The organism is Pseudomonas sp. FBCC-B1667, assembly GCF_059133255.1.
Window position 1 is genome coordinate 4,837,659 of the sequence record NZ_CP101437.1, and the last position, 17,717, is coordinate 4,855,375.

The following is a 17,717-nucleotide window of genomic DNA, read 5'->3' on the forward strand; positions in this document are numbered from 1 at the left end:
GCTCTTGAAACCAACAGTCAGCCTACGGCGAGCGCAAAACCGACCGTATCTTGACCGGAACGCCTATTCCGGTCAATACGGCAAAATGGCCGTTCGTAAGCCGCGTGACTTTGATTTCTCTGGCTTTGAGCCAATTCAAACAAACGTTTGTATTGGACGCTAGGAGTGGTGTAGATATAATGCGCCACCCAGAGAGAAAGGTGGTCTATCGATTGTCCTGTTCCGCGCTCGCGCAAGGGTTCATGGATGCGACACCAAACCTCCAATTAGAAAAAAAACTGTTGAGCCTTGAGTAGGAGATAACCTGTGGAACGCGAATACATGGAATTCGACGTCGTCATCGTCGGTGCCGGCCCCGCTGGTCTTTCCGCTGCCTGCCGCTTGAAGCAGAAGGCTGCTGAAGCCGGTAAGGAAATCAGCGTCTGCGTGGTCGAAAAAGGCTCCGAAGTCGGTGCTCACATTCTGTCCGGTGCCGTGTTCGAACCACGCGCCCTGAACGAACTGTTCCCGGACTGGAAAGAGCTCGGCGCCCCGCTGAACACGCCGGTCACCCGCGATGACATCTTCGTTCTCAAGAACGCTGAAAGCGCGCAAAAAATTCCTGACCTCTTTGTGCCCAAGACCATGCACAACGAAGGCAACTACATCATCTCCCTGGGCAACCTGTGCCGCTGGCTGGCCCAGCAGGCCGAGAATCTGGGCGTAGAAATCTACCCGGGCTTCGCTGCCCAGGAAGCGCTGATCGACGAGAACGGCGTGGTTCGCGGGATTATCACCGGTGACCTGGGCGTTGACCGCGAAGGCCATCCGAAAGAAGGCCTGTACACCCCTGGCATGGAACTGCGTGGCAAATACACGCTGTTCGCCGAAGGCTGCCGTGGCCACATCGGCAAGCAACTGATCAAACGTTTCAACCTCGACAGCGAAGCCGACGCCCAGCACTACGGCATCGGCCTGAAAGAAATCTGGGAAATCGACCCGGCCAAGCATCAGCCAGGCCTGGTGGTTCACACCGCCGGTTGGCCGCTGGACATCATGGGCACCGAGAACACCGGTGGCTCTTTCCTCTATCACCTGGAAAACAACCAGGTGGTCGTCGGCCTGATCGTCGATCTCTCCTACAGCAACACCTACCTGTCGCCGTTCGACGAGTTCCAGCGCCTCAAGCATCACCCGGTGCTCAAGCAGTACCTCGAAGGCGGCAAACGCATCAGTTACGGTGCCCGCGCTATTTGCAAAGGCGGTCTGAACTCGCTGCCGAAAATGGTCTTCAAGGGTGGCGCGCTGATCGGTTGCGACCTCGGCACCCTGAACTTCGCCAAGATCAAAGGCAGCCACACCGCGATGAAGTCCGGCATGCTCGCCGCTGAATCCGTGGCCGAGGCGCTGTTCGCTGAAAAAGACGGCACCGAAGAACTGACCACTTACGTCGACGCGTTCAAAAAGAGCTGGCTCTACGACGAACTGTTCGCCAGCCGCAACTTCGGCCCGGCCATCCACAAGTTCGGCGCGATCGTCGGCGGTGGTTTCAACTGGCTCGACCAGAACATCTTCGGTGGCAAACTGCCGTTCACCTTGCACGACACCAAGCCGGATTACGCCTGCCTGAAGCTCGCGGCCGACTGCAAGAAGATCGACTACCCGAAACCGGACGGCAAGATCAGCTTCGACAAACTCAGCTCGGTGTTCATCTCCGGAACCAACCACGAAGAAGAACAGCCTTGCCACTTGAAGCTGACCGACCCGAGTATCCCGATCAGCAAAAACCTGCCGCTGTACGATGAGCCAGCCCAGCGCTACTGCCCGGCCGGCGTGTACGAAGTGATCACCAAGGAAGACGGCGAAAAGCGCTTCCAGATCAACGCCCAGAACTGCGTTCACTGCAAGACCTGCGACATCAAGGACCCTGCTCAGAACATCACCTGGGTGACACCGGAAGGTGCTGGCGGTCCGACTTACCCGAACATGTAAGTCGAACGCCTGAACATCAAGGCTCCCGGAATGGGGGCCTTTTTGTTGCCCGCGATTCCGATGACACCACAAAAAAAATGTGGGAGCGGGCTTGCTCGCGAAAGCGGTTGATCATTCAACATTGATGTCGACAGACACACCGCATTCGCGAGCAAGCCCGCTCCCACATTGGATTTTCGGTGGATCACGCAGCGCGTTCGTCTCCGGGATTACGCTCAAAGTAACGCTTGTACTCACGACTGAACTGCGACGTGCTCTGATACCCCACCCGATGCGCCACCTGCGCTACACCCAGGCCCTCGGACAGCAACAACTGCTGAGCCTTGAGCAAGCGCAGGCGCTTCAGATACTGCACCGGCGACAACAACGTACTGCGTTTGAAATGTTCATGAAACGTCGACGCACTCATGTTCGCGCAACTGGCCAGGGTTTCGACATTCAGCGGCTCGGTGTAATGCGCATGCAGATGACTGAGCGAGGCCGCGACCCGGGCGAATTGCCCCTGCTGCTCCACCAGCGCGCGCAGTACGTCGGCTTGCGGCCCGCGCAACGCCACGAACAGCAACTCACGCAAACGTGCCTGCCCCATCACCTGGCATTCCAGCGGATCGTGCAGGCAACGCAGCAACCGCTCCACACACCCGCGCATCGCGTCGTCGAGCACCGTCGAGGTCATCGACTCCAGCGTCTGCGCCGCAACACTGCGCCCCGCCACCAGCCCCATGGCCAACACCAATTCGCCGAGCAACGTCCGGTCGATGGCGATGGAAATCCCCAGCATCGGCCCCTCCGGCGCGGCAAAGGTTTCGCACTCGAACGGCACCGGCAACGCCTGAATCAGATAATGCCCGGCGCCGTACTCCAGCGTGCGCGGGCCCAGGTACGCCAATTTGCTGCCCTGAACGATGATGACCAGGCTCGGCTCATAGATCTGCGGACCACGCGCCACATCACAACTGGCACGCAAAACCTGCACACCCGGCAACGCGGTGGGCGCGAAGCCGTCGCGCGTGGTCAGTGGCTGGATCAGCGAAACCAGCGTGGCATTGGCATCGAGATGACGGGTCAACAACATGGGAACTCTTCATAAAAATGTTGCGGAAAAAGGGATGAAAGCATCTTCGCAGGTCTGACTGCGCATTTGATCAATCCAGCGTGGATGCCGGAGGAATAGGCATGACACCCGGAGGAATCGCCATGGCCGGTGCAAGGTGCGGCGCCCAGAATGCACCGCCTCACCTGTCACTGCTTTTGCGAGGTTCCTCATGTACACCGCCATCGGATACGCCGCCCAGTCGGCCACCACTCCCCTCGCCCCCGTGAAATTCGAACGCCGCAGCCCTCGGGCCGACGACGTCGCGATCGAAATTCTCTACTGCGGCGTCTGCCACTCCGACATCCACCAGGCCCGCAACGAATGGGGCATTGCCGTTTACCCGCTGATGCCTGGCCACGAGATCGTCGGCAAAGTCACCGCCATCGGTGCGAACGTTACTAAACATAAAATCGGCGATCTGGTCGGTGTCGGCTGCATGGTCGATTCCTGCCGCAGTTGCGAAGCCTGCCAGTCCAACCTCGAGCAATATTGCCTCGAAGGCCCGACCATGACCTACGCCACCCCGGACCGGGTCGATGGCAGCAACACCATGGGCGGCTACTCCGACAGCATCGTGGTCAGCGAGCACTTTGTCGTGCGCATCCCGGAAAAACTCGCGCTGGCCAGCGCCGCACCGATCCTCTGTGCCGGCATCACCACCTATTCGCCGCTCAAGCATTACGGGGTCAAGGCCGGTGACAAGGTCGGGATCCTCGGCATGGGCGGGCTCGGCCACATGGGCATCAAGTTCGCCAAAGCGATGGGCGCAGAAGTGACGTTGTTCACCCGCTCGGCGAGCAAGGCTGAAGAAGGTCGTCGTCAGGGTGCGGACCACGTAATCGTATCGACTGATGCCGAGCAGATGAAAGCCGCTGCCGGCTACTTCGACTTCCTGCTCGACACCATTCCGGTGCAGCACGACCTCAATCCGTACCTCGACACCCTGCGTTTCGACGGTGTGCACATTCTGGTGGGCTTGATCGAACCGATTGACCCACCGGTCCACGCCGCCAAACTGGTATTGGGACGTCGCGTGCTCGCCGGCTCGCTGATCGGCGGGATTGCCGAAACCCAGGAAGTGCTGGATTTCTGCGCCGAGCACAACATCACCTGCGACATCGAAATGCTCGACATCCGCCAGATCAACGAGGCTTACGCCCGCATGATCGCCGGCGATGTGAAGTACCGCTTCGTGATCGACATGGCGACCTTGAAGGTCTAGACCTTCAAGCCAAGCTCTGCCGAGAGCCGGGCTGTGACCCCTTTGATCAGGGGAATCAGCTCGGCCATTTTTTCCAGCGGCATATAAGGCACGGTGCTGGCGATGCTGATGCCGGCGACGATGCGCTTGCTGGCATCACGGATCGGCGCTGCCACACAACGGATCGACGGTTCGTTGTCTTCCAGATCAAAGGCGTAACCGCCGGCCACATACTCGACCATACGCTGCTGAAACTGCTCCCAGGATTGCTCCGGGTGCTGCGGCCAAAACAGATTCTTCCCACCCGCCGGCAAGCTGACTTCGTACAGCCGTTGCCACTCTTCCTGCGAGTCATCGAGCATCAAGGCCTTGCCGATCCCGGTGCGCGCCAACGGCATGCGATGGCCGACCCGCGAACGCATTTCGGGGCCATTTCGCCCCGGGTTCTTGTGGAGGTACAGCACCTCGTCGCCTTCACGGATCGCCAAGTGAATGGTGTCGCCAGTCAGCGCCGACAACTCATCCAGATACGGCCCGGCCAAGGTCACCAGCGGCAGCTCTTCGCGCGCCTGGAAACCTAGCTCGATCAGCTTCGGCCCCAACAGATAACCGACTTGCGGCACCACACGCAGGTAACGCTCGTCCACCAGGCAACTGGCCAGACGATGGGTGGTGCTGCGCGTCGTGCCGATCAGCCGGGCGATTTCCTTGAGATCGCGTGCACCACTGGCCACGGCCTGAACCACACCCAGACCACGAAGCAGGGTCTGGGTGCCGGTCGGGGCGGCGTCCTTGGCGATTTTTGGGGCGTCTTCCTGCATATCCAGCCTTTACCGTTGAGCGAGTGAACGGGCGGCATTATGGTCGCCCGATGCCTGCCACTACAACTTGATACGCTCGACTTTGCCCACCAGCAAGAGGTAGGAAAGCGCGCCAATCAATGCCAGCACCGAGATGTAGGTAATCGCCGGGGCAAACGAATCACCAGTCGCCAGGAAACCGATGACAATCGGCGTGGTAATCGCCGACAGGTTGCCGATGAAGTTGAACACCCCGCCGGTCAGTCCCAGCAAACGCGCCGGTGCCAAGGTTGAAACCAGCGACCAGGTGATCGACGCCAGCCCGTTGCCGAAGAACGCCAGCGCGAGGAACGCGATCACCAGCGGCGTTGACTCGACGAAGTTGGCGCCGATGATCGAGGTGGAAATCAGCAGGCCGCCAATGATCGGCAACTTGCGAGCGAAACCCACCGTGTAACCGCGACGGATCAGGAAGTCGGAGAAGAACCCCGAACACAGCACACCGACGAACGCCGCAAGAAACGGCAGCGACGCCAGCAGGCCGGACTTGATGAAGTCCATGCCGCGATATTTCACCAGGTAGGTCGGGAACCACGTCAGGAAAAACCACAACGTCGAGTTGAGGCAGAACTGCCCGAGGTAGATGCCCCACAGTTTGCGTTTGCTCAGGACAATCCCGAGGTCGGTCCAGCTGAATTTCGCTTTGACCTTGGCTTGCTCGGCCTGGATATCCACCAACCCGCCGCCCTCGCGGATCAGGTCGATTTCGGCGTCGTTGGCGCCTTTGAAATCACGCGGCTCGCGATACACCGCGTACCAGATTACCGCCCACAGAATGCCCACCGCACCGGTGCTGACAAACACCATGTGCCAGCCAAACTCGTGCTGCAGCCAAGCGAGTACCGGCGTCAGGAAGGCCAGGCCGACAAACTGCCCGGAGGTGTAGAAACCGATGGCCGTGGCGCGTTCGCGCTCGGGGAACCAGGTGGTGACCACGCGACTGTTGATCGGATATGCCGGTGCTTCGAGGGCGCCGACCGCCATGCGCAAGACGAACAGCGCGATGAAGCTGGCGGCGAAACCGAGCATGACCGTGGCGATCGACCACAGCAGCAAGGCGACGCTGTAGAGGATGCGCGGCGGCACTCGGTCCACCAGCCAGCCGCCGGGGATCTGCATCGCGGCGTAGGTCCAGCCGAAGGCCGAGAAGATCAGCCCGACGTGGATCGGATCGATACCCAGTTCGCTGGTGAGTGCCGGGGCGGCGATAGAGAGGTTGCTGCGGTCCAGGTAGTTGATCACCACGGTGATGAACAACAGGACCATGATGAAAAATCGCTTGCGACTGGGCGTCACCAACGACGCTTGCCCAGTGAGGGTTTGCGGTTGCATGAGGAGTGCCTCTTTTTATGTTTATTGAGGTCGGTGTGAAACGCAGATCTCGCTAACCATTGAGATCAAACTGTGGGAGCGAGCTTGCTCGCGATGGCGGCAGTACATCCGGCATTGATGTGACTGACACACCGCTATCGCGAGCAAGCTCGCTCCCACAGGGGTTATGTGTTGAGTCGGATAGCACTCACCACTCAGCAAAACTGCCATCGGCATGGCGCCAGATCGGGTTGCGCCAGCGGTGGCCGACCGCCGCGCGTTCAATCACATACTCCTCGTTGATCTCGATCCCCAGCCCCGGCCCATTCGGGATCTTCACGAAGCCCTTGTCGTAATCGAACACCCGCGGATCTTTCACGTAATCGAGCAGGTCATTGCTCTCGTTGTAGTGGATGCCCAGGCTCTGTTCCTGGATGAACGCGTTGTAGCAAACCGCATCCAGCTGCAAACATGCCGCGAGGGCAATCGGCCCCAACGGGCAATGCAGCGCCAGCGCCACGTCATAGGCCTCGGCCATGTTGGCGATCTTGCGGGTCTCGGTGATGCCGCCGGCGTGCGATGCATCGGGCTGGATGATGTCGACGTAACCTTCACTCAGCACACGCTTGAAATCCCAGCGCGAGAACAGCCGCTCACCGAGTGCAATCGGGGTACTGGTCAGCGGCGCCAGTTCCTTCAGCGCTTCATAGTTTTCGCTGAGCACCGGCTCTTCGATGAACATCAGTTTGTACGGATCAAGTTCCTTCATCAGCACCTTGGCCATCGGCTTGTGCACCCGGCCATGGAAGTCGACGCCGATGCCGACGTTCGGCCCGACCGCATCACGCACGGCCGCGACATTGGCCAGGGCGAGGTCGACTTTCTCGAAGGAATCGAGGAATTGCAGCTCTTCGGTGCCGTTCATTTTCACCGCAGTGAAACCACGGGAGACGGCTTCTTTCGCCGCACGAGCGGTGTCTGCCGGCCGGTCGCCGCCGATCCAGGAATACACACGAATTTTGTCCCGTACCTGGCCACCGAGCAAATCGCTGACCGACACACCCAGGGCCTTGCCCTTGATGTCCCACAACGCCTGATCGATACCGGCCAGCGCGCTCATGTGGATCGCGCCGCCCCGGTAGAAGCCACCGCGATACAGCACCGTCCAGATGTCTTCGATGTTGCGTGGGTCTTTGCCGATCAGGTAGTCGGATAATTCTTCAACGGCAGCCGCAACGGTGTGGGCGCGACCTTCAACCACAGGTTCGCCCCAACCGGTCACGCCCTCGTCGGTTTCGACCTTGAGGAAGCACCAGCGCGGCGGAACGATGAAGGTGGTCAGTTTGGTGATTTTCATTGTCTTGTCTCTCTTATTAGAGGCAGCGCTCACGGCGCCAAACAGTCTTAGCGAAGGGCTTTCCAGGCAGCCACGTAGGCCTTGGCATTGACGGCCACGTCCTCTGGCGTCATCCCCGGCTTGAACAATCCGGAGCCGAGACCGAAACCTTTGACGCCTGCGTCGATAAACACCTGCATGTTGTCCGGCGTGATGCCACCGACCGGCGCCAGAAGGGTCCCGGCCGGCAATACTGCGAGCCAGGCTTTGACGACCGCCGGCCCCATTTGCTCGGCGGGGAACATCTTCAGCACATCCGCGCCTTCGGCCAGTGCGGCGAACGCTTCGGTCGGTGTCGCCACACCCGGCGACAGGTACAACCCCGCCGCTTTCGCTGCGCGCAGCACTATCGGATCGCTGTGCGGCATGACGATCACCTGGCCGCCAGCGGCTTTCACCTGCTCGACCTGCTCCGGCGTCAGCACCGTTCCCGCACCGATCAGGCAATCGGCGGGCAAGGTAGTGCGCAGGATGCGGATACTTTCGTACGGCTCAGGGGAATTGAGCGGCACTTCGATGACGCGAAATCCGGCGGCGTACAGGACTTCGCCGATGGCCGCCGCTTCTTCCGGACGCAGGCCACGCAGAATCGCGATCAGACCGTTTTGCGCCAAGGCGTGTTTGAGCATGTCAGACCTCCAGTCAGGTTTAACGGGATGGATTGGAAATGATCAGTCCGGCGGCGAGCGCCAACTGCCACAACCCGCGTTCGGTGGCTTGTTCGGCCAGCGTCACGCGGGCAAAACCGCAGGCGTCGAGGGCCCGGCTGTAACGGGCACAGAGTTGGGCATTACCGATGAGGATGATCGAAGGCAGGTGCACGCTATTGCGCCGACGCCGCTGGGCCGTTGCCAACGCTGACAGCTCATGACCGATCAACAACCCCGACAAGTAATCCGCCTGGGCCGTGGCGCTCAGTTCACCGGTCAGCCCCAGGCTGCGGGCGCTGAACACCGTCGACAGCGGACCGATCTCGCCGTCCGCCGACAACGCCACTTGCACGCCGCGATCAAAGGCCTGGCCATCGAAGGACGCGCCCTGCTGCTGGGTACGCCCCAGAATGCTGTGTTCGCTGAGTACGGCGAAGATTTCACCGGTCATGAAGGTATCGAAATGCACGATGCAGCCATCGGCCACTTCCACCCATTTCGAATGACTGCCGGGCAGGCCGATCAACAAATCGCTGCCCGCCTCGCTCGTCAGGGTTTGCAGAACACCCAAGACCTGGGTTTCTTCGCCGCGCATGACATTTGGCAAACGCGACCGCTGAATCACACCCGGCACGATGTGCACATCGACGCCGCGAAGGCTGCGTACTGTTTGCAGGGAAGTTCCGAGGTTGGCGACATTCGCCGGCGTATCGCGGTAAGCCGCTTCGCGCCAGCCCTGAGCGCTGCCGACCATGCCGCAGGCAATCACCGGCAAATCCGGCTGCGCGTCGAGCCAGTCACCGCACGCCTCATCGAAGGCCAGTTCAAAACCGTCGGCGCATTCCTGACCGTTAATGATTCGCGGCGTACGCGGCAGCTGCATGATCCCCGACGACAGCGAACGCTGTTCGAGCACCTGGCCACCTGCGGCGAGTTTGTAAGCACGTAATGAGGTTGTCCCCCAATCGAGCGCGATCAATTGCGCCAGCATCGCTTCACCTGTTTTGTTTATTGGCAGTGAGTGAGCAGGACTATAAACCCGGACGCCGACAAATCTCAATATATAAATATCACTCCCATATATTGGGATGAAATCAAAAAAATCGCAGCTCGGGGCTGCGATCTTTTAACCGACGATCCTGACGATTAATGGCCCTCGGCAAACTCGCGCAACACCGCCCCGTCCATTCGATACCGAACCCACTCTTCCTGCGGCTGCGCACCCAACGATTTATAGAACTCGATCGCCGGTTTGTTCCAATCCAGCACGCTCCACTCAAACCGTCCGCAATCATTGGCACAGGCGATTTTCGCCAAGTGGCGCAGCAAGGTTTTGCCCGCCCCGCCGCCACGTTGTTCGGGGGTGATGTAGAGGTCTTCGAGGTACAGGCAATTGCTACCGAGCCACGTGGAATAGCTGAAGAAGAATACGGCGAAGCCGATCGCCAGGCCGTCGCGCAGGCAGATCAGGCCGTGGGCGGTGGCGCCTTCGCTGAACAGGCTGCGCTCGATGTCAGCGACGCTGGCGATGACTTCATGGCGGGCACGTTCGTAGTCAGCCAGTTCAGTGATGAACCCGAGGATTTGCGGTGCATCGCTGGGAGTCGCCGGGCGGATCTCGATCGTCATGGGGACGTGCCTTCGTCAAAGGTTGAAAACGCCATACTAAGTTGCCACGCTGCGTCCGTCACATGGGAAATTGATCTTGATGGACGAACCCGTGTTGCGGCCGAAAACTTTTTCACTTAACAGGATGTTTATGACCACTGATGCTTTCGCGCCTCTGCAAACCCTCGCTGCTGAATTGCTGCCCTATGCGCTGGGGCCTTCAGAGGACGGCGCCCATGACCTGTCGCACTTGCAGCGGGTCTGGCACAACGCGCGCACGATTCAGGCGCAGGAGAGTGGCGATCTTGAGGTGTTGCTCGCGGCGGTGCTTTTGCATGATTGCGTGGCCGTGGAGAAGAACTCGCCGCTGCGTTCGCACGCCTCGCGACTGGCCGCCGAGAAGGCCTCCAGGGTGTTGGCCGAGCTGAATTGGTCACGCGCCAACATCAGCGCAGTGGCCCACGCCATAGAAGCTCACAGCTTCTGCGCCAACATTCCCGCGACATCGCTCGAAGCGCAGATCATGCAGGACGCCGACCGCCTCGATTCCCTCGGCCTGCTCGGTGTCGCGCGCACGTTCTACGTTGCCGGGCGCATGGGCAGCGCGTTGTACGACCCGCAGGACCCGCAAGCACAGCACCGTGACTACGACGACACACGCTTTTGCCTCGACCATTTCCAGACGAAGCTGCTGCACTTGGCAAACGGCTTCCAGACCCCCACCGGTCGATGCCTGGCACAGATCAGGCATGAGCGTCTGAAGGGTTTCATGGAGCAGTTCAAGGAAGAGATCGGCTGCTGAAGGCGATACTCCGGTCAGCACTGATCCTGAAATCGGTAACCAAAGACCTAACCTCGGCGGCCTTCGTGATAGATAGATAACGCTCACGTCTATCGGGTCAAGGAACCGCGTCATGTCCAGCGCAACACAGCCAGTCTCCAGCCGGTTGTTCGGTCTGTTTTGCCTCGCCAGCTATTTGCTGTCGCTGTCCTATGGCTCGACCTTTTTACTGTCGTTGCTGATCGGCTCACGCGGCGGCAATGAACACGATGCCGGCAGTGTGATTTCCGCAGCCATGCTCAGCACCTTCGCGGCGGTGATCGTCTCCGGGCATTTGTCCGACTTGCTCGGTGCTGCGCGGTCGATTGCTTTGTTCGGCGGGTTGCTGGTGGCGGCCAGTCTCGGCTTCGCCCTGACCCCGGGCTTCGGCAACCTGCTGCTATTTTTCGGACTGTTGCTGGGGCTGGGTTGGGGCGTTTTCTACACCCTCGGGCCGATCATCGTGGCCAGCCTGGTGACGCCGGCCCAGCGCGCCAAATACTTTGCGTTGCTGTCGGGCAGCATGATGACTGGAATCGGCAGCGGTCCCTTGCTGGGCCGTGCCGCCAGTGCTCTCGGCTATCCGGTGACTGCAGCGTTTTACCTCGCCGCGCTGGCCAGTCTGATTGGCGTTTTGCTGTTCTGGCGACTGGATACACCACTCAAGAAAACGCCCGCGCCTGCCACCTCGGCCGCACGGATTTCCTGGCGCGCAACGGCTCAAGTGCTGTCGTCCCGGGCCGTGTTCCCGATCATCATGGTCGGTCTCGGCGGTTGCGTGTTCGGCGGTCTGTCGAGCTTCCAGACCAGTTACGCCGCATCCCGTTCGCTGGATTACTCGCTGTTCTTTTTCGGCTTTATGGGCGCGGCGATCGGCAGCCGCATGCTGATCGCCGGCATCGTGGTCAAGCGCGATCCGCTGCGCGCCTCCTGCCTGTTGTCGGGGCTGATGATGGGTTCGATCGTGCTGTTTGGCTTCGTGGTCGACAGCGGATTCAGCTATGTACTGGCGGCCATGATCCTTGGCGTCGGATACGGCCTGACTTATTCAGTGATCAATGGCCTGGCGGCCAACGAAGCACCGCACGGCACGACTTCGCAAGCCTTGCTGTTGTTCAGCCTCTCCTACTTCATCGGCGTGTTCGGATTTCCCTTGCTGGCGGGGAAAATCATCGTTGAACACGGGATGCCGACGCTGCTGCTGATCGTGTTGGCCGTGGCTGTCCTGAACTGGCTGATCACCCTGGGCCGTTTGATCTGGCGGCGGGTGACGCCGGCTAAAACCGTGCAGCCGGCTTAGACCGTTCGTCGTTCATCAGGCACCAAAGCAAATCGCAGGCGGACCAACAACAGGTAAGGACTCTATCAAACGGAGACGATGCCATGCTCATGTCCAGGTTGACCGCCCTTGCCCTCACCACACTGCTGTCGTCCGCCGCATTCGCCGCGACACTCGCTGAAGGAACCGGCCCGACCAACCCGGTCGAGGGCCCGAAAGCGCCCGCCATCCAAAGTGCACCCGGCATGAACACCGACGGCTCCAGCATCGATAACAGCCTGCCGCCCTCCACGGGCACTGACCCACGGACTCAGGGCATCGACGCCGGCCGTCAAGGCGGACTGAATCAGCCGGACACCCGCACACCCGACAACGCCGGCAGCGGCATCGGCTCGAAAACCACCACCGGTGGTTCGGGTTCCGAGGGCGGTGCCAATCAATAGCTCGCCGACGCGAGCGACCTCTCCACCACCATCAAGAGGTAAGCATGAACGACGATAACAACCTGGAAAAAGAAGTTCTGACCCGCCTGTTGCACGCCCACCCAAGTGGTTTGGGCAAGGAGGTCCTGGACAATTATCGCGGGGAGAAAGTCGTGGCCAGCACCCTCGCTGCCCTGCAGGACCGCGGGTTGATTCAACATGGCCACGTGACGTGCAACGAAGCGGGTGAGCACTCGCTGAACCTGCCGATCAAGCTCAGCTGCGCCGGGGTTGAAGCGGCACGCAAACTGGAAATCTGAACACTCTGAAGCCAGGAGAAATCCCATGCCTCGTGGAAGCAAAGACAAATACACTGCCGAGCAAAAGCGCAAGGCCGAACACATCGAAGACAGCTACGAGCACAAAGGCGTGTCGAAGGATGAAGCAGAGGCCCGCGCCTGGGCGACCGTGAACAAACAGTCGGGTGGCGGTGAACGCGCCGGAGGTACCGGGCGCAAGAAACCGGCCAGTGCCAAGTCCGAGGATCGCAAGGAATCATCGCGGCGGGCGGTGGCGACCCGTGAAGGCCATTCGCGTAACAGCAAGGCTTCGCGGGATACGCAGACGGTTGATAGCCTGATGAAAGAGGCTCGAGCGAAGAATATTCCCGGGCGCTCCGGGATGCGCAAGCAGGAGTTGATTGAAGCGTTGCGCAAGGCGGGTTAAGGGTCGGGATTGTTGTTGAATCGACTGGCCTTTTCGCGCGCAAGCCCGCCCCCGCATTTGAACGAGTTGCCTGAACTGACTCGGTTGAATGCGGGGGCGGGCTTGCTCGCGAAGGCAGTAGATCAGGCGCAGAAATGTTTACGGATTAAAGCATCGACCTCTGCACTCCCCGGCGACGTCGCAGGCCCCCACCGAGTGACCGCCAACGCCGCCGCGGCATTCGCTCGCCGCGCCGCCTCAACCGCCGACAACCCGTGCGCCAACCCGGCCACAAACACCCCGGCATGCGCATCGCCCGCCCCATTGCTGTCCACCGCCGTCACCTTAAAACCCGGCACACGCTGACGTTCGCCATGCTGGCTGATCCAGCACCCTTGCGGCCCATCGCGCACCACCATCAACACCCCGGCGGGCAGGTAATCGATCAAGCGATCCAGCGCCTCGGCAATGTCTGATGCGCCGGTAAACCGCAATACCTCGACACTGTTGCTGGTCCAGATATCAATGCGCGCCAGCAAGGCTTGCATCACGGGCTCATCCGGCGACTCCACCAGCGGGCCCGGATCGAACACCACGTTAATGCCTTTCGGCAACTCCAGCACCCAATCCACCAGTGCCTGCGCCTTGCCGACCTGCAGCAGGCTGTAGCCGCTCACGTAGACAACGTCACCCGCCTCGGCCGACACGCAGGCCAGATCCTCTGCGGTCAGTTCACCCTCGGCGCCGATGTACGAAATGAAGCTGCGCTCGGCCGAGGCATCCGTCACGGCCACGCATAACCCCGTGTCCCGTTCTGCGGGTTGGGCGATGCCGATCCGGATGCCTTCCGCCTGCATCGCCTCCCGCGCCAGATCACCGAAACGCCCGGAGCCATGGCGCCCCAGATAGACCACGGGCAAGCCATTACGCTGGGCCGCAGCCATCACATTGAAGCCGCCGCCGACTTCGAAACTGGCGGACTTCGCCAGCACGTCGCCGCCGGTTTGAGGCAATGTATCCACGGCCATGACCAGGTCGATGATGACTTGGCCGGTGTGCAGCAAATTAGGCATGAGCATTCTCAGTCATGGCGGCGCGGCGATCCTTGGCGCCGCCGAGGACGAAGTAAATCCCGCCGGCGACCAGGAACGTGACGATCCAGCCCAGGCCGTTGTGGCCCAGCCACGAATCGGACAGAAAACCCCGGAACCACACCGTTTGTTCGGTGGTGCCGAGGGTGGTGAAACTGAAGCCCAACACAATCGCCACCGCCCACGCACCGAAGGCACGCCATTCGATACCGCCGCTGTACCAGTAAGCGCTGCTCGGGCTGACGTCCAGCAAGTCTTTGGGGCTGTAGTAGTGACGGTGCATCAGGTCGACGACGAAGATCCCGACCCACGCGGTAATCGGTACCGCCAGCAAGGAAATGAAGGTGATGAACGGACCGTAGAAGCTGTCGGCGATCAGCATGAAGTAGATCGAACCGACGAAGATCGCGACGATGTCCACTACCACTGCGTACACGCGCTTGACCTTCAAGCCGAGGGTCAACGTGGTCAGGCCGGCCGAATACACCGACAGGTTATTCGACAGCAGCAAGCCGCCGAATGCGGTGATCAGGTACGGTACGGCCATCCAGGTCGGCAGCATGTCGCGGATCGCGATGATTGGGTCAGTGGCAGACGCCAGGTCGTTGTTCCCCACCGACAACAGGCCGCCGAGGGTGATCAGCAGTACCAGCGGAATCCCCGCACCAAAAGCAGCGGAGGCTACGAGGCGCACGGCTTTGACGCTGCGATGCTGATAGCGCGACATGTCGGCGCCAGCATTGGCCCAACCGATCCCGGTGCCGGCGGCCATGGTGCCGACGCCGATGATCATGGCGCTCAGCGGTGCAGGCGTGGCGTTGAACACCGCGCTCCAGTCGATGGTGGCGCAGAGGAAACCGCCGACCACAATGTTCAGCGCGCCGAACACATAGGTCGCCCACTTCTGAATCACCAGCAACGTGGCGTGACCGAGGCCGGACACCGACAACGTCAGCAGTACGAAAATCGCGATAAACAGCAACGTCAGGACCGGTGCGCTTTTGGCTTCTACCGGCGAACCGAACAAGATCGAGCACAGCGACAGCAACACGAACGCGGCGGTGGTGGTGTTCACTGTTTCCCAGCCCAGACGCGACATCAGCGAAACCAGGGTCGGACCGATATTGCCGCGTACGCCGAAGATTGCTCGCGACAGCGTCAGGCTCGGCGCGCGGCCACGACGGCCGGCGATGGAGATGATCCCGACCACCGCGAAGGAACCGGCGGCGCCGAGGATCGCAACGATGATTGCCTGCCAGATCGCCAGGCCACCAAACGCCACCAGCGTGGCGCCCAGCGGCAGGCCGAGGATGGAAATGTTGGCGGCGAACCAGACCCAGAACAGTTGCAACGGATGCCCGTTGCACTCCGCTTCCGGCACCGGCTCGATGCCACGCGTTTCCAGTTGCCCGGCACTTTGGCCGGCGGTTGATGAACTCATGAAAATACTCCTATTGCCATTTTTGTGGTTGTAGGCAATTGCGGAAGTCGACACAACATCCCGGCTGTCCTTGTGGCGAGGGAGCTTGCTCCCTCGCCACAAATGACGCCATTCGCCCTAAGGTCAGCGCAGGGCGAGGAGCCCTTGCACCAACGGCTCCAATTCCAAGGAGTTAACCGCCTTGACCTTGTCGATCATCGCGACCGGCCAACTCTCAACGCCCAGGCAGGCCCCCAGCATCGCGCCGAGAATCGCCGCGATTGTATCGGTATCACCGCCCAATCCCGCAGCCATGCACACCGCTTCAAAGGCACTCATTTCGCCGATGGCCACTTGCTGCGCCAGGGCAAACGAAACCACCACCGATTCCTGCGAGGCCACCGAGGTGCCGATCACGTCGTACATCACATCCGCCAGCAACGCCTTGTCACTGTCGACACTGATGCTGCGTGCCCAGCTGATGCGCGAGGCAATCCGTCCGCCCGCCACCCAGTGACCATGACCTTCGGCTTGCTGCGCGATGTGCTGGCCGAGGTTCAACGCTTCGCCCAAATCCATGCCGTTGATCCCGGCGGAAATCACCGCCGCCACCGCCGCCGCGCTGGAGATGCCCAATGTGGTGTTATGGGTGACCTGACAGGCTTGCACCACCGCTTTGATGAATCGCCCAGGGTCGGCGACATTGACCGCGATGCCAACCGGCGTAATGCGCATCGCCGCGCCATTGGTGGTGCCGTAACGCCCCGCCTCTTCCGGCGAATGCCCGGCGAGGATCATCTCGATCGCCCGTTTGGTCGACGGCCCGAGCAAGTCCTGCGAGCCCTTGGCCTGCATTTCGGCTTCCCATTCGATCAACCGTTGCGCGAGCACCGACGGTTCGATCCGACCCTCGCCTTCAATCAGCAATTGACCGACCAGAATCGCCTGCTCGGTGTCGTCGGTGATCGAACCCTTGGGCATGTTGGCGGCGATCGGTTGATCGGGGCCGGCGTCTTCCAAGTCAGTGATTTCACCAAAGCGCGCCTTGATTTCAGCGCGGCTCAGGGATTGGGTCGGCATGCCCAACGCATCGCCCAGGGCCAGTCCGTAGAACGCGCCCAAGGCACGGTTGAGCGCGGTCATTTCGGGGTTCCAAATTGCAGGTGCAAACGAAAATGTACAGGGTCGAGCAAGCTTTCAACTTGCTCCATGAAGCGGTTTTGCCGGTCGTAGGTGGTCCGCAGCGCCTTGAGGAAAACGGTGCCCACCGGACGACCAAGCAATTCGGCGTCCTCGGCATTCAGCGGTTCGGCACCGATCCATTGGTCGCCGCGCTCACCGATGTAGCCGTAGGCGGCCAGGGTGATGGTCAGAGAGTTGTCGATCAGGCCAACGCGTGGCAGGCTTTCCAGACCACCGGTCGCGGGCATTAATGAGCGTTCGAGGGAGACCAGCGTGCCGTCGTTGGAGCGCCGACGCCGGTCGAGGGTGATGAATTGGTCGGTGCCGAAACGCGGCATCAGGTCCGCACGCGTCACCGCTTCCAGCCGCAGCACTTCGGTGTTGACCAGCGCTCCGCTGTCGGCCAGCGCCTGGGCCCAGCCGCTGCGCTGATCGAGCACCACACCGTCGAAGGTGACGATGGAACCGACACCGCTTTGCGTCGCAATGTAGTGGCGCCGTTTCAACTCGGCGAGTGCTTCACGCAGCGTTCCTCGGCTGACCTTGAATTCTTGAGCCAACTGATGCTCGCCCGGAAGCAGAAAGCCATCCTCCATGAGACCGCTTTCAATGCGCCGGATGAGTTCGTCGACCACCCGTTGTTTCTTGTCAAATCGTACCTGTCTAATCATGTACAAAGTGATAACCGAAACGGGTCGGTGCGGG

General features: G+C 60.8%; 18 protein-coding genes. 7 read left to right on the forward strand and 11 right to left on the reverse strand.

Annotation, left to right across the window (positions count from 1 at the left end):
* Positions 1 to 306: 306 nt before the first annotated feature.
* Positions 307 to 1,971, forward strand: a complete 1,665-nt coding sequence (locus NL116_RS22220; protein WP_494374047.1) for an electron transfer flavoprotein-ubiquinone oxidoreductase — start codon at positions 307 to 309, stop codon at positions 1,969 to 1,971.
* A gap of 184 nt (positions 1,972 to 2,155) precedes the next feature.
* Here the strand turns inward: NL116_RS22220 and NL116_RS22225 are convergent, their stop codons facing one another.
* Positions 2,156 to 3,046: an AraC family transcriptional regulator gene (locus tag NL116_RS22225; protein ID WP_494374048.1), complete on the reverse strand. Its 891-nt coding sequence runs from the start codon at positions 3,044 to 3,046 to the stop codon at positions 2,156 to 2,158.
* 190 nt (positions 3,047 to 3,236) lie between these two features.
* On the opposite strand from NL116_RS22225, the gene NL116_RS22230 reads away from it, so the two are divergent.
* On the forward strand, positions 3,237 to 4,289 hold the full coding sequence (locus NL116_RS22230) for an NAD(P)-dependent alcohol dehydrogenase (protein WP_494374049.1): 1,053 nt from the start codon (positions 3,237 to 3,239) through the stop codon (positions 4,287 to 4,289).
* Here NL116_RS22230 and NL116_RS22235 read toward each other — a convergent pair.
* The 6 genes from NL116_RS22235 to NL116_RS22260 form a co-directional block, all read right to left on the reverse strand.
* Positions 4,286 to 5,089, reverse strand: a complete 804-nt coding sequence (locus NL116_RS22235) for an IclR family transcriptional regulator (RefSeq protein WP_123432731.1) — start codon at positions 5,087 to 5,089, stop codon at positions 4,286 to 4,288. The two genes, NL116_RS22230 and NL116_RS22235, sit on opposite strands and share 4 nt — an antisense overlap.
* A gap of 60 nt (positions 5,090 to 5,149) precedes the next feature.
* Positions 5,150 to 6,460, reverse strand: a complete 1,311-nt coding sequence (locus tag NL116_RS22240) for an MFS transporter (protein WP_494374050.1) — start codon at positions 6,458 to 6,460, stop codon at positions 5,150 to 5,152.
* Positions 6,461 to 6,647: 187 nt separating this feature from the next.
* Complete coding sequence (gene dgoD / locus NL116_RS22245; protein WP_007903915.1) at positions 6,648 to 7,796, reverse strand: galactonate dehydratase; 1,149 nt, start codon at positions 7,794 to 7,796, stop codon at positions 6,648 to 6,650.
* Positions 7,797 to 7,843: 47 nt separating this feature from the next.
* Positions 7,844 to 8,464 carry a 2-dehydro-3-deoxy-6-phosphogalactonate aldolase gene (locus tag NL116_RS22250; RefSeq protein ID WP_494374051.1) on the reverse strand — a complete coding sequence of 207 codons (621 nt, stop codon included), beginning with the start codon at positions 8,462 to 8,464 and terminating at the stop codon, positions 7,844 to 7,846.
* Between the two features lie 19 nt (positions 8,465 to 8,483).
* Entirely contained in the window at positions 8,484 to 9,476 is a 993-nt protein-coding gene (locus tag NL116_RS22255; RefSeq protein WP_494374052.1) for a 2-dehydro-3-deoxygalactonokinase, read from the reverse strand.
* Positions 9,477 to 9,631: 155 nt separating this feature from the next.
* Complete coding sequence (locus tag NL116_RS22260) at positions 9,632 to 10,114, reverse strand: GNAT family N-acetyltransferase (protein ID WP_494374053.1); 483 nt, start codon at positions 10,112 to 10,114, stop codon at positions 9,632 to 9,634.
* Positions 10,115 to 10,244: 130 nt separating this feature from the next.
* On the opposite strand from NL116_RS22260, the gene NL116_RS22265 reads away from it, so the two are divergent.
* The 5 genes from NL116_RS22265 to NL116_RS22285 all read left to right on the forward strand — a co-directional run bounded on the left by NL116_RS22265 (position 10,245) and on the right by NL116_RS22285 (position 13,340).
* Positions 10,245 to 10,895: an HD domain-containing protein gene (locus NL116_RS22265; protein WP_494374054.1), complete on the forward strand. Its 651-nt coding sequence runs from the start codon at positions 10,245 to 10,247 to the stop codon at positions 10,893 to 10,895.
* 112 nt (positions 10,896 to 11,007) lie between these two features.
* Positions 11,008 to 12,213, forward strand: a complete 1,206-nt coding sequence (locus NL116_RS22270; protein WP_494374055.1) for an MFS transporter — start codon at positions 11,008 to 11,010, stop codon at positions 12,211 to 12,213.
* An 83-nt stretch (positions 12,214 to 12,296) separates the two neighbouring features.
* The gene (locus tag NL116_RS22275) at positions 12,297 to 12,635 is read left to right on the forward strand and encodes a hypothetical protein (protein WP_494374056.1); all 339 of its coding nucleotides are present in this window, start codon (positions 12,297 to 12,299) and stop codon (positions 12,633 to 12,635) included.
* A gap of 44 nt (positions 12,636 to 12,679) precedes the next feature.
* On the forward strand, positions 12,680 to 12,934 hold the full coding sequence (locus NL116_RS22280) for a hypothetical protein (protein ID WP_494374057.1): 255 nt from the start codon (positions 12,680 to 12,682) through the stop codon (positions 12,932 to 12,934).
* Positions 12,935 to 12,959: 25 nt separating this feature from the next.
* Entirely contained in the window at positions 12,960 to 13,340 is a 381-nt protein-coding gene (locus NL116_RS22285) for a Rho termination factor N-terminal domain-containing protein (protein ID WP_494374058.1), read from the forward strand.
* A gap of 122 nt (positions 13,341 to 13,462) precedes the next feature.
* Here NL116_RS22285 and NL116_RS22290 read toward each other — a convergent pair whose 3' ends face one another.
* The 4 genes from NL116_RS22290 to NL116_RS22305 all read right to left on the reverse strand — a co-directional run bounded on the left by NL116_RS22290 (position 13,463) and on the right by NL116_RS22305 (position 17,683).
* Positions 13,463 to 14,392 carry a PfkB family carbohydrate kinase gene (locus tag NL116_RS22290; protein WP_494374059.1) on the reverse strand — a complete coding sequence of 310 codons (930 nt, stop codon included), beginning with the start codon at positions 14,390 to 14,392 and terminating at the stop codon, positions 13,463 to 13,465.
* Positions 14,385 to 15,851: a purine-cytosine permease family protein gene (locus NL116_RS22295; protein ID WP_494374060.1), complete on the reverse strand. Its 1,467-nt coding sequence runs from the start codon at positions 15,849 to 15,851 to the stop codon at positions 14,385 to 14,387. Before NL116_RS22295 ends, NL116_RS22290 begins: the two co-directional genes overlap by 8 nt.
* Positions 15,852 to 15,974: 123 nt before the next feature.
* Positions 15,975 to 16,973 carry an ADP-ribosylglycohydrolase family protein gene (locus NL116_RS22300; RefSeq protein WP_494374061.1) on the reverse strand — a complete coding sequence of 333 codons (999 nt, stop codon included), beginning with the start codon at positions 16,971 to 16,973 and terminating at the stop codon, positions 15,975 to 15,977.
* Positions 16,970 to 17,683 carry a GntR family transcriptional regulator gene (locus NL116_RS22305; RefSeq protein ID WP_494374062.1) on the reverse strand — a complete coding sequence of 238 codons (714 nt, stop codon included), beginning with the start codon at positions 17,681 to 17,683 and terminating at the stop codon, positions 16,970 to 16,972. Before NL116_RS22305 ends, NL116_RS22300 begins: the two co-directional genes overlap by 4 nt.
* Positions 17,684 to 17,717: the final 34 nt, after the last annotated feature.

Coding starts and splice junctions, on each gene's coding strand:
- NL116_RS22225 (WP_494374048.1), bottom strand. CDS start 3,046: ATGTTGTTGACCCGTCATCTCGATGCCAATGCCACGCTGGTTTCGCTG.
- NL116_RS22230 (WP_494374049.1), top strand. CDS start 3,237: ATGTACACCGCCATCGGATACGCCGCCCAGTCGGCCACCACTCCCCTC.
- NL116_RS22235 (WP_123432731.1), bottom strand. CDS start 5,089: ATGCAGGAAGACGCCCCAAAAATCGCCAAGGACGCCGCCCCGACCGGC.
- NL116_RS22240 (WP_494374050.1), bottom strand. CDS start 6,460: ATGCAACCGCAAACCCTCACTGGGCAAGCGTCGTTGGTGACGCCCAGT.
- dgoD (WP_007903915.1), bottom strand. CDS start 7,796: ATGAAAATCACCAAACTGACCACCTTCATCGTTCCGCCGCGCTGGTGC.
- NL116_RS22250 (WP_494374051.1), bottom strand. CDS start 8,464: ATGCTCAAACACGCCTTGGCGCAAAACGGTCTGATCGCGATTCTGCGT.
- NL116_RS22255 (WP_494374052.1), bottom strand. CDS start 9,476: ATGCTGGCGCAATTGATCGCGCTCGATTGGGGGACAACCTCATTACGT.
- NL116_RS22260 (WP_494374053.1), bottom strand. CDS start 10,114: ATGACGATCGAGATCCGCCCGGCGACTCCCAGCGATGCACCGCAAATC.
- NL116_RS22265 (WP_494374054.1), top strand. CDS start 10,245: ATGACCACTGATGCTTTCGCGCCTCTGCAAACCCTCGCTGCTGAATTG.
- NL116_RS22270 (WP_494374055.1), top strand. CDS start 11,008: ATGTCCAGCGCAACACAGCCAGTCTCCAGCCGGTTGTTCGGTCTGTTT.
- NL116_RS22275 (WP_494374056.1), top strand. CDS start 12,297: ATGCTCATGTCCAGGTTGACCGCCCTTGCCCTCACCACACTGCTGTCG.
- NL116_RS22280 (WP_494374057.1), top strand. CDS start 12,680: ATGAACGACGATAACAACCTGGAAAAAGAAGTTCTGACCCGCCTGTTG.
- NL116_RS22285 (WP_494374058.1), top strand. CDS start 12,960: ATGCCTCGTGGAAGCAAAGACAAATACACTGCCGAGCAAAAGCGCAAG.
- NL116_RS22290 (WP_494374059.1), bottom strand. CDS start 14,392: ATGCCTAATTTGCTGCACACCGGCCAAGTCATCATCGACCTGGTCATG.
- NL116_RS22295 (WP_494374060.1), bottom strand. CDS start 15,851: ATGAGTTCATCAACCGCCGGCCAAAGTGCCGGGCAACTGGAAACGCGT.
- NL116_RS22300 (WP_494374061.1), bottom strand. CDS start 16,973: ATGACCGCGCTCAACCGTGCCTTGGGCGCGTTCTACGGACTGGCCCTG.
- NL116_RS22305 (WP_494374062.1), bottom strand. CDS start 17,683: ATGATTAGACAGGTACGATTTGACAAGAAACAACGGGTGGTCGACGAA.